Origin of the sequence: Stenotrophomonas sp. GD03680 (genome assembly GCF_029844625.1) — a bacterium.
Classification (GTDB): Bacteria; Pseudomonadota; Gammaproteobacteria; order Xanthomonadales; family Xanthomonadaceae; genus Stenotrophomonas; species Stenotrophomonas maltophilia_P.
The window spans coordinates 535,130-545,200 of the sequence record NZ_JAOCKC010000001.1; the positions used below are offsets into that span (position 1 = coordinate 535,130).

Sequence of the window (10,071 nt, forward strand, 5' to 3'; positions counted from 1 at the left end):
CATGAACCGCTCTCGCCAGCCCCGTTTCCACCGCCCGCGCGGCGGCATGTCCGTCACCATGATGCTGGTGATGCTGGCACTGGTGGCCATGCTGGGTCTGATCGAGGTCGGCTTCCTGTTCTGGGCCAAGCGCGATGCGCAGAAGGTCGTGGACCTGGCGGCGCTGGCAGGTGCACAGCGACTTGAGCTGTGTACATCGAACAACGGCGACAACAGCGCCGCGCGGCAGAGCGCACTCACGCAGAACCAGTTCCCGGGCACGGTGCAGGTCCGCTGCGGCAACTGGAGCGCCGCACGCGGAGGCAACCGCTTCAGCGAGACGGTCGACGCCAGCAATCCGCGCAATGCGGTGCGGGTGGTTGCGACCCGCAGCGTGCTGCCGTTCTTCGGCCAGAACGAGAGCCTGCCGACCATCACCGTACAGGCCGTGGCGCGCCGCTCGGAACCGACGGCGGTGTTCGCGGTGGGTTCGCAGCTGCTGCGCACGAACGGCAACTCGCCCTTGATGGGCACCCTGCGCCTGGTGGGGCTGGACGTCACCAACGCCACGGTGCTGTCGTACGACGGACTGGCGCAGGCCAACATCACACCGTCAGGCCTGCTCAATGCGCTCGGCATTCCGGTCACCGCCAATCTCAGCGTGGCCGACTTCAATCGCCTGCTGTCGTTGAACCAGGTTTCACTGGCACGGCTGGTGGACGCCACCGCCACGGTGGTCGGCCGCAGCACCACCGCGGGCGTGCAGCTGCGTGCGCTGTCCGACCTGGTGGCCACCCGCCTTGACATCAATCGGGTCAATATCGCGCTGGGCAGCCAGAACGGCGGCGGCGGACTTTTCGCCGAGGTGATCTCTCCCGACGGCACGGTGGGCAGTGCGCTGCAGTCGCAGATCAACGTGCTTGACCTGGTCAATGCAGCCATCTCCATCGCCAATGATGGCAATGGCGTAGCGGTGCCGAACCTCAACCTGCTCGGCATGGATATCAAGGCAGGTGTTGTCGAACCGCCGTCGATCGCCATCGGCGGTGTCGGTTCGCGGGCCTACAACGCGCAGGTCCGGCTGATGGTCGACGTCGACAGCGACCGCCTGTTCGGGGTGGGGCCACTGCTCAACCTGCTGGGCACGCGTCTGCACCTGCCATTGCATGTGGACGTGGCCAACGCGATGGGAACACTGACCAGCATCCAATGCAGCGCGGCACCGCCCACCGCCACCATCCAGGTGGACTCCTCGGTACTGCGCGCGTGCGTCGGCAAGGTCAATGCCGCCGACCGTTTCTCCAAGAGTAATGTCTGCGACGCCACCTTGCAGAACGAACAACTGCTGACACTGCTGGGACGGCCGCTGATCAACGACAAGATCACCCTGCCGGCGCTGACCGGCACGCAGAGCCTGACCCTGGCCGCCGGCCAGACCGGCACCACCCGGATCAATCCCCTGGCCGTCGGTGACGCGGTCTCGCACCTGGTCAACGAGCTGCTGCGTGTCCTGTCGGGCATGCTGAGCTCGCCGGCACAGGGCATGAATGCCAACGACACGGCCAAGGCACTGGCCGACCGCTACCTGCAGGCAGCGTTCCCCTCGGGCGGCCGCTACAACGTCGACCAGCTCATTCCCCTGCTGCGCGACGGCGACCCGTCGCGCAACCTGGCACCGCTGGGCAACTGGACGGTCAAGAAGGGCGTGCCAAAACCCTGCCTGATCGGGCTGGGCACCTGCTGGGAAGATGGCTCGGTCTGGGCAGGCTACCGCGCCACCGTGACGGGACAGGGCCTGGGTCTGCTCGACGGGCTGCTCGGCTCACTGGTCGGCGGGCTGCTCATCAACCGCTGCGACAGCCTGCTGGGCAATCTGATCGACTACAACGGCTGCGTCCGCACCAATCTGGCCTCGTACATCCAGACCGCCCCGGACGGCTTCCTCGACGCGGCGGCCGGCGGCGGTGTAACCGCGCCCGGCAACAACGTGTCCTGCAGCGGTGTGCTATGCACCGTGCTGAACCCGGTGCTGGCCGCGCTCAAGCCGGTACTCAACACCGTCGGCTCCCTGCTGAGCACGACCCTGGCCAGCCTGCTGGGGCTGGAGCTGGGCCGCACCGATGTCAACGTCCAGTCCATCCAGTGCAATGGCGCACAGCTTGTGTTCTGAGCCGGGCCGGCGCCCTTGGCGCCGCCGCCGCGCATGCTAGACTCCCGGGCGGGGAACACTTCCATCTCAACCCACACTCATCCGTGGATGGTCCAGACATGCGAGAAACTTCAGGGGGCACCGTCTTCGCCCGCCACGCGCGCGGCGCGGCACTGCTGGCCGTGGCCATGCTGCTGGCGGCACCGTCCGCACTGGCGGCGCGCAGCAGCCGCGAAGCCGCAGCCGAACCGGTACGCAGCAGCGCACCCGTGGTACGCAACACGGTGGACGAGCTCAAGCAGTTGATGGACGCACGCCAGCTGACCGAACTGCGTACCACGTACAACGGCAACTACGGCGCCAGCCTGCTTTTCAATGCCAGTACCCTGACCTACTACGTCGCCCTGTTCCAGGAAAAGAACTTCTGGCGCGTCATCAAGACCGATGCCGTCGACAACGCCGAGCGGGTCTATCGTACGTTCGTGCAGCAGACCGAACAGCTCGCGCAGGTCTACATCGATACCACCCGCCTGGAAGCCGGCAAGCGCTATACCGAGCGCCTGGTGGCGTACAACGAAGAGCGCCTGCGTACCCTGCAGCAGGAAATGGAGCAGCAGCAGGCGCAGTCGGCCCAGGTCAGCGCGTCACTGCAGCAGGCCCAGCAGCAGGCCGTCAGCCTGAGCACCGATGTGCAGAGCACCAACAGCCAGCTGGACGCCCTGCAGCGCCGCATCCAGATTCTGCAGGCCGAACAGGGCAACCCCGAATTGAGCCTGCCGAAGCCGGACAGCACAGCCGCGCCGGCGGCGGCCAGCGACGTTCGCTGAATCCCCCGACAGAACCCGACAGCGGCGCCGAACGGCGCCGTTGTCGTTTTTGGCCTGATTGCGACCCGTTTCAGCGGCAGGCCTCGAACACGGCATCGTCCCACTGCCGGCGCTGGACGAAATCCGCCCGGCGCGTTCTCGCCAGCGCCTCCGTGCGCACCCTGCGCGCCCGTGCACAGGCCGCAGCATCCGCACTGATCGGAATCAACGCCCCCTGTGCACGGCCCGATCGCCGCACCGGCCTGCGTCCACCGTTACCCGTGGGGGTCACCTCGGCGGTGGGCGGCGCACTGCCGCGCGGCAGCGACTGCTCGGCGGGCACTTCCCAGCGCCACTCCGCCTGCCCCTGGCAAGGCGTCTGCTGGTACAGCGCACGCCCGCCGTCCGTGCACTTGTAGACCTGGGTCTGCGCCGCTGCGGATGTCGCCAGCAGCATGGCCAGCAGCCCCCATCCCGGCAGAGTCCTCATCTTCACCCCCTCCCACGACCAGCACTCATGGTCGGTACGACGAGCGCCGCGCGCCAGAGCGATCCGCGTCACATCCGTGCTCATCCAGCACAGCCGTGCAAGCCACTGCATCGCCTCTGCGCTGTACTGCCACAGGCGACGGCCACCTTCGCCGCCGCCGTCCTTCCCTTCCGCCAAGGAAACCGCAATGAGCAACTACATCACCGTCAACGACGGCGCCCGCATCTTCTACAAGGACTGGGGCACCGGGCAACCGGTCGTGTTCGCGCACGGCTGGCCACTGTCCTCAGACGCCTGGGACCCGCAGATGCTGTTCATGGGCCAGAACGGCTTCCGCGTGATCGCCCACGACCGGCGCAGCCACGGTCGTTCCAGCCAGACCTGGGACGGCAACGACATGGACACCTACGCCGACGACCTGGCCACGGTGATCGACGCATTGGACCTGAAGGACGCCATCCTGGTCGGCCACTCCACCGGTGGTGGCGAGGTGGCCCACTACATCGGCCGCCATGGCAGCGCGCGCGTGGCGAAGGTGGTGCTGGTCGGTGCGGTACCGCCACTGATGCTGAAGACCGCGGGCAACCCGGCCGGAACGCCACTGGAGGTCTTCGACGGCATCCGCAAGGGCACCGGCGGTGATCGTTCGCAGTTCTTCCAGGACCTGGCCACGCCCTTCTTCGGCGCCAACCGTGACGGCAACACGGTCACCCAGGGCATGCGCGATTCGTTCTGGCTGCAGGGCATGCTGGGCGGTGTGAAGGGCCAGTACGACTGCATCCATGAATTCTCGGAAGTCGACTACACCGCAGATCTGCAGAAGATCGACGTGCCGGCATGGGTCGTGCACGGTGACGACGACCAGATCGTCCCCTTCGATGCGTCGGCCAAGCTGTCCTCGCAGATCATCAAGGACGCCGAACTGACGGTCTACCCCGGCGCGCCGCACGGCCTGACCGTCACCCATGCCGATCGCTTCAACGCCGACCTGCTGGCGTTCGCCCGCAAATGATGTCCCGCGGCGGCGCCCCACTGCGCCGCCGCTCCTGCGGGGTAGCGACAGGTATTGCCCGGCGAACGTATCCAGCATCCGCCGGGCATGGCCCGGCGCTACCGATCAGCGCAGGGCGCTGGCCGGTACGTCGATGGCCATGGCCAGCGCCAGATGGTCCGAGAAGGCCGCCGGTACGGCTTCGACCGCGCGGGTCTGCAGGCTGCTGCTAACCAGGATGTGGTCGATGGCGCGGTCCGGGCGCCAGCTGGGGAACGTCGGCACGATGCAGCCTGGAGGCTGCAGCCGGGTCTTCTGGTACAGCACCTGCATTTCCGGTCGTTCGGCCAGGCAGTTGAAGTCACCCATCAGCACGGCATTGGGGTGGTCGGACAGCAGCTCGGCAATGAAACCGAGCTGTGCCATCCGCGAACCGGCACCCAGCGAGAGGTGGGCCACGGCCACGGCCAGGCCGTCCCTGCCATCACCGAACCTGGCCAGCAGCACGCCACGCCCGCCGATACGGCCGGGCAGGGCGTGGTCCTGCACCTCCACCGGCTCCAGTTTGCTCAGCAGGCCGTTGGCACTGGATGCCACCCCGCCCATGCGCCGGTTCGGCTGGTGGCTCCAGTAGTTGAAGCCGGCACGCTGGGCCAGGTAGTGGGTCTGGTTGGTGAAGCCCGAACGCAGGCTGCCTGGATCGGCTTCCTGCAGGCCAACGATGTCGTGCCCACGCGCCAGTGTGGCAATCGCATCAAGACTGCTGCGCTTGCGACCCGCCGGCAGCGCATGTGACCAGCTGCGGGTCACATAGTCGCTGTAGCGGCGGGTACTGGAGCCGGCCTGGATGTTGGCCGTCAGCAGACGCAGGGTCCGTGTAGAGGGGGAATTCACGGCCGGGGACAGCTTCTCTTGGATCAGTGAGCCTGGGCCGCACCGCGCTCGCGGGCGATCAGGTGGTCGGCGATGCGCAGCATGTCCGGGAAGCTCTTGCCCTTCACCAGGTACTTGCCGTTGACGATGATCGACGGGGTGCCGCTGATCTGGCTGCGCTGCGCGAACTGCTTGGCCGAGTTGGTCTTGGCATTCACCGCGAAGCTGCCCATGGTGGCGGCGAACTGCTTCGGATCGACGCCGTAGCCGGCGTAGAACTTGGCGATGTCCTCGACCGAATCACGGCCGCGTTCGCCCTTCAGGGTCTTCTGCGAGTGGATGGCGGCGTACAGCGCCTCGTGGGTCTTCTCCTGCACGCCCAGCGTCTGCGCGGCATAGAAGGCACGGGCGTAGTCGTCCCAGGTGCCGCCGAACATGGCGGGCACGTAGACGAAGTTCACGTCGCCCGGCAGACCGGCTTTCCACGGGCCGACCAGCGGCTGGAAGGCGGCGCAGGCCGGGCAGACGTAGCCGAAGATCTCGACCACTTCGACCTTGCCGGCAACCGGCTGGAAGGGCTGGCCGTTCGGAATTTCCTGGTAGTCCTCACCGGCCACCGGCGCCGGACCGGTCAGTGCGGTGGTGGTCGGGGCCGGAGCGGCCGCAGGAGCGGCTTCGGCGGCCTTCTCGCCTTCGGCTGCCGGGGCCGCGCCTGCGTTGTCAGTGGCCGGTGCCGCAGCGGGGTCGGTGCTGGCCGGGGTGGTGGTCGGCTCGGCCGGGGCGGCGGAGGTGTTGGCGGTGCCGTCGTCGGCCTTGCAGGCCGCCAGGATCGGCAGCAGCGCTGCGAGTGCGAGGGCGTAGCGGATCTTCATGGAAGCGTCTCCAGCATCTGGAATGGTGGGGCCGGCGGCGGGCGCCGGCCAGGGGGAAATGATGACACGCGGCGGCGACAGCGCCGTGTCGGGAGTGGGCGTTGGTTCAGCGGCCGCGGTTGGCGCGGACCTGGGCGATCAGCGCCGAGGCAATGCGCAACTGGTCGTCGAAGCTGTTGCCGCGGACCAGATACTGGCCGTTGATGATCAGCGCCGGGGTGCCGGGGATGCGGGTGCGCTGGGCAAATGCCCGCGCCGCGTCGACCTTCTTCTGCACGGCGTCGCCCCGCAGGGCCTGGGTGTAACGCTCGGGCGCCACGCCGTACGCCTTGTAGAAGGTGGCGAGCTCATCGGCCGAGACATTCTGCATCGGCAGGGTGCCCTGCTCGTGCAGAGCCTTGAACACGGCCGCATGGCTGCGCTTGGCGACGCCGACTTCTTCGGCGGCGTAGTAGGCCAGCGCCCAGGCATCCCAGGCGCCCCCGAACGCCGCCGGCACCGGAGTGAAGCGAACATCCGCCGGCAGCTTGGCCGCCCAGGCTTCCAGCTGCGGTTCGAAACGCGCGCAGTGCGGGCAGGTGTAGCCGAACACCTCGACCACTTCGATCTTGCCGGCGAGCGGCTGGAACGGACCGGCCTGGGCGATGCGCTCGTAGTCGCGACCTTCGACCAGCGGGGCTGCGGCAGGGGCGGCACTGGCGGCCATCGGCAGCAGCACCAGCAGGGACAACAGCAGGCGGGGAATCAACCTCATCGACACGCATCTCCGTTGAAAAAGCAACGCCGGCGCAGTCGCCGGCGTGAAGGAAACATACCGCAGGCGCGGGCCGTGGTGGCGGCCCGGGCCGACCAGTGGCGGTCAGGGGGCGGCGGCCGGTCGTGCCGGCGTGGCTTCGGTGGCCACGTCGTCGGCCCGGTTGTGCAGGCCCTGCAGGTAGCTGGACAGCGCCTGCACTTCCTGTTCGGTCAGCTTCTGTGCCACCGCGGCCATGATCTGGAAGTGTGCCTTGTCGGTCTCGTTGGTCTGCCCGGCCTGGTACTCCTGCAGGCGGCGCGCGACATAGCTGGCGTGCTGGCCACCGATATGCGGGTAGGCCGGGCCCGGGTTGCCGGCGCCGCTGGGGCCGTGACAGGCCATGCAGGCCGGCAGCCCGCGCGACGCGTCGCCGCCGCGGTACAGCTGCTGGCCGATCTGGTAGAACTTCATGCCCTTGTAGGGGCCTTCGGTCACCGCGGTGTCGTCGGCGATGCCGGCGGTGGCCTTCTGCGTGGCGAAGAACGCGCCGATGTCGCGCATGTCCTGCGGGGTGAGGTTCTGCACGAAGGGCACCATCGCCACTGCCGCACCGGAGCTGCGCTGGCCGTTGGCGATCAGGGCCATCTGCTGGGCGACATAGCGCTCGCTCTGGCCGGCGATGGACGGATACATCTCGACCGTGGAATTGCCGTCGGCACCATGGCAGGCCGCGCAGGCCGCAGCCTTGCCCTGGCCAGCCTTGGCATCGCCCCAGGTCGTCTTGCTGAAATCCACCTCCAGCGAGGCGGTGTTGATCGGCCCGTTATCGGGCAGCGGGGTCAACGTGGTCTGCGCGAAAGCAGCGGCGGCAACTACGACAGCAGTGGCAAGGGCGGATACGGCAAGAACGCGAGCGTGGCGCATGCTAAAGCTCCGTATGGACCGGGCCGGGCGGTGGCCGCCGGCATCGCCCGGATTATCAACGGCGTTTCCACGCACGGTCAACGAAGCAGTGCAGCAAAATCCCCGCTGGGGCCGTCGGCACGGGCGCGCGGCGCCGCAACATGCGATCCTATGCGCATGTCATTGCTCCTTGAACGCGCCCGTTACCACCTCTCGGCCCACAACGCGCGGCAGCTGCCGCCCGACGAAGGGGCCGAAGTGGCCTTCGCCGGCCGCTCCAACGCCGGCAAGTCCAGCGCCCTCAATGCGTTGACCCGGCAGAATGCCCTGGCCCGCGTCTCCAAGACCCCCGGCCGCACGCAGCAGCTGGTGTTCTTCCAGATCACCCCGGAAGCAAGCCTGGTCGACCTTCCCGGCTACGGCTACGCCAAGGTGCCGCTGGAGCTGCAGGCGCACTGGCAGGCCTTCATCGACAGGTACTTCCGTACCCGGGAGGCACTGAAGGGGCTGGTGGTGGTGATGGACATCCGCCACCCGCTGAAGGACTACGACCGCCAGATGCTGTCTTACGCCGTACAGCGCGGCCTGCCGGCGCATGCGCTGCTGACCAAGGCCGACAAGCTGGGCCGCGGCCAGCAGATGCAGACGCTGCAGAAGGTGCGCAAGGAACTGCAGTCGGCCTACGGCGACAGCGTCAGCGTGCAGGTGTTTTCCGGTGAGGACCGCACCGGCGTGGACGAAGCCCGTGCCGTGATCGGTGGCTGGCTGGGCCTGGAATAACCTCTCGCCCGCCGGGCATGGCCCGGCGCTACCGGATCGGTGGGTGCCGACCTTGGTCGGCACACCCTCACAATGGCGAATACTCCGCCGGCACCCAGGCATAGGCCTGGCCTTCCCTGCGCACGTGGCCCAGGCCCGGGAAAGGCAGATGCGCACCCGCCACCCACCACGCCCCGGCGGTGGCCTGCTGCAACAGACTGCGGCGGCTGGCCGTGGCCGCCTTGCGGTCCGAATCGGCCTCGAACGCGGCTTCCGGGTGGGCGAACTGCACCGCGTGGAAGTGCAGCACGTCGCCCCACACCAGCAGTGACTGGCCCTGGCTGTCGAACCGGTAAGAGACGTGGCCGGGGGTGTGGCCATGGGTATCCATCGCCAGGGCACCGCCGGGGAGGGCATCGCCTGGCTGGAAGGTACGCAGGTGGCCGCTGGCCTGATAAGGCGCCACGGCGGTTCGGGCGAGCGGGAAGGCAAAGCGCACGCCCTCCGGTGCGGTGGTTTCGCTGGCCGGGTTGAGCCAGTAGTCCGCGTCGGCCCTGGACAGCCACACCGTCGCGTTCGGATAGGCCGGCTTGCCCTGCGCGTCGAGCACGCCGCACAGATGGTCGGGGTGGGCGTGGGTCAGCAGGATGTCGTCCACCTCGGCGGGATCCACGCCTGCGGCACGCAGGTTGCCCAGTACCTGGCCCAGGCCGGGACCGAAGCACTGTGCGGTGCCCGTGTCGACCAGAGTGAGGTGATTGCCCTGGCGGATCAGGTAAGCATTGACCGCGGTCTGCAGGCCCTTGCTGTCTTCGGGGACATAGCGGCCTTCCAGCAGGCGGGTGACCAGCGTCGGCGGCACGTCGACCACTTCCTGCCGGCCGAGTGCGACCACGCCATCGAACAGGGCGGTGACCTGCAGGGTGCCGATGCGGTGGTGATAGACGCCGGGCATCTGCCGGGTGGGTGCGGGTGAGGTGGCTTCGGCGAGTGCGGTCAGCGGCAGCGCAGCCAGGGCCAGCAGCAGGGCGCCGCGCAGCGGCAGGTGATGCAGGGTCATGAGGGTTCTCGATGGAGGACGGGCGGTTCCGTTGTGGCTAGCGTGCCGCGACCTGTGTGCGCGCGGCGCTCAAACCGCTGCGCGGAATGCTCAGGGAAGGGAAGGGGACTGGCAGGGCTGCGCCCTGCACCGCAGAGGCAGCGGCTGAAGCAACAGCAACAGCGGGCTGTCCGTGGGATGGCGGGGTGGGTCCGGCTGCGGGGGACGCCGTAAATACGTCCCTGTAGGCTCGGTCGCGCCATCCATGGCGCTCACGCCCCCGCAACCGGACCCACCCCGCCTTCGACAGTTTTCCACGATCTGTCGGAAATGCTCTTGGGGTCAGATCCGTTTTCCGCAGGAAAACGGATCTGACGCCGGAACTTCATTCGATCAGCCGCCGGAATCTGTCGAAGGCGGCGCAGAGTGCCTCGCTTTCCCACGGAATGCCCGCTGTTGCTTCGGCCGTTGCCT

10 protein-coding genes are annotated in these 10,071 nt (G+C 68.0%); 4 read left to right on the top strand and 6 right to left on the bottom strand.

Annotation, left to right across the window (positions count from 1 at the left end; all coding sequences use genetic code 11):
* Position 1: 1 nt before the first annotated feature.
* Together N5J29_RS02375 and N5J29_RS02380 are read left to right on the top strand one after the other, a co-directional pair.
* Positions 2–2,149, top strand: coding sequence for a TadG family pilus assembly protein (locus N5J29_RS02375; RefSeq protein WP_164152531.1), 2,148 nt, complete (start codon positions 2–4; stop codon positions 2,147–2,149).
* 98 nt (positions 2,150–2,247) lie between these two features.
* Entirely contained in the window at positions 2,248–2,955 is a 708-nt protein-coding gene (locus N5J29_RS02380) for a DUF2968 domain-containing protein (RefSeq protein ID WP_164152529.1), read from the top strand.
* Positions 2,956–3,025: 70 nt separating this feature from the next.
* Here N5J29_RS02380 and N5J29_RS02385 read toward each other — a convergent pair whose 3' ends face one another.
* Positions 3,026–3,619 (bottom strand): DUF4124 domain-containing protein, encoded by a 594-nt coding sequence (locus N5J29_RS02385; protein ID WP_343168614.1) that lies wholly within the window; start codon positions 3,617–3,619, stop codon positions 3,026–3,028.
* Here N5J29_RS02385 and N5J29_RS02390 point away from each other — a divergent pair.
* Positions 3,612–4,436, top strand: coding sequence for an alpha/beta hydrolase (locus tag N5J29_RS02390; RefSeq protein ID WP_164152527.1), 825 nt, complete (start codon positions 3,612–3,614; stop codon positions 4,434–4,436). The two genes, N5J29_RS02385 and N5J29_RS02390, sit on opposite strands and share 8 nt — an antisense overlap.
* A gap of 105 nt (positions 4,437–4,541) precedes the next feature.
* Here N5J29_RS02390 and N5J29_RS02395 read toward each other — a convergent pair whose 3' ends face one another.
* From N5J29_RS02395 to N5J29_RS02410, 4 genes are all read right to left on the bottom strand, one after another.
* Positions 4,542–5,309: an endonuclease/exonuclease/phosphatase family protein gene (locus N5J29_RS02395; RefSeq protein ID WP_053519867.1), complete on the bottom strand. Its 768-nt coding sequence runs from the start codon at positions 5,307–5,309 to the stop codon at positions 4,542–4,544.
* Positions 5,310–5,332: 23 nt separating this feature from the next.
* The gene (locus tag N5J29_RS02400; protein WP_053519866.1) at positions 5,333–6,160 is read right to left on the bottom strand and encodes a thiol:disulfide interchange protein DsbA/DsbL; all 828 of its coding nucleotides are present in this window, start codon (positions 6,158–6,160) and stop codon (positions 5,333–5,335) included.
* Positions 6,161–6,266: 106 nt separating this feature from the next.
* Positions 6,267–6,914 carry a thiol:disulfide interchange protein DsbA/DsbL gene (locus tag N5J29_RS02405; protein ID WP_053519865.1) on the bottom strand — a complete coding sequence of 216 codons (648 nt, stop codon included), beginning with the start codon at positions 6,912–6,914 and terminating at the stop codon, positions 6,267–6,269.
* 105 nt (positions 6,915–7,019) lie between these two features.
* The gene (locus N5J29_RS02410; RefSeq protein ID WP_065175142.1) at positions 7,020–7,820 is read right to left on the bottom strand and encodes a c-type cytochrome; all 801 of its coding nucleotides are present in this window, start codon (positions 7,818–7,820) and stop codon (positions 7,020–7,022) included.
* A gap of 156 nt (positions 7,821–7,976) precedes the next feature.
* Here N5J29_RS02410 and yihA point away from each other — a divergent pair, with 156 nt between their 5' ends.
* Positions 7,977–8,579: a ribosome biogenesis GTP-binding protein YihA/YsxC gene (yihA, locus tag N5J29_RS02415; protein ID WP_053519877.1), complete on the top strand. Its 603-nt coding sequence runs from the start codon at positions 7,977–7,979 to the stop codon at positions 8,577–8,579.
* A 67-nt stretch (positions 8,580–8,646) separates the two neighbouring features.
* Here the strand turns inward: yihA and N5J29_RS02420 are convergent, their stop codons facing one another.
* Positions 8,647–9,618 (bottom strand): MBL fold metallo-hydrolase, encoded by a 972-nt coding sequence (locus N5J29_RS02420; RefSeq protein WP_128990477.1) that lies wholly within the window; start codon positions 9,616–9,618, stop codon positions 8,647–8,649.
* Between the last annotated feature and the right edge of the window lie 453 nt (positions 9,619–10,071).

Coding starts and splice junctions, on each gene's coding strand:
- N5J29_RS02420 (WP_128990477.1), bottom strand. CDS start 9,618: ATGACCCTGCATCACCTGCCGCTGCGCGGCGCCCTGCTGCTGGCCCTG.
- yihA (WP_053519877.1), top strand. CDS start 7,977: ATGTCATTGCTCCTTGAACGCGCCCGTTACCACCTCTCGGCCCACAAC.
- N5J29_RS02375 (WP_164152531.1), top strand. CDS start 2: ATGAACCGCTCTCGCCAGCCCCGTTTCCACCGCCCGCGCGGCGGCATG.
- N5J29_RS02410 (WP_065175142.1), bottom strand. CDS start 7,820: ATGCGCCACGCTCGCGTTCTTGCCGTATCCGCCCTTGCCACTGCTGTC.
- N5J29_RS02380 (WP_164152529.1), top strand. CDS start 2,248: ATGCGAGAAACTTCAGGGGGCACCGTCTTCGCCCGCCACGCGCGCGGC.
- N5J29_RS02405 (WP_053519865.1), bottom strand. CDS start 6,914: ATGAGGTTGATTCCCCGCCTGCTGTTGTCCCTGCTGGTGCTGCTGCCG.
- N5J29_RS02390 (WP_164152527.1), top strand. CDS start 3,612: ATGAGCAACTACATCACCGTCAACGACGGCGCCCGCATCTTCTACAAG.
- N5J29_RS02400 (WP_053519866.1), bottom strand. CDS start 6,160: ATGAAGATCCGCTACGCCCTCGCACTCGCAGCGCTGCTGCCGATCCTG.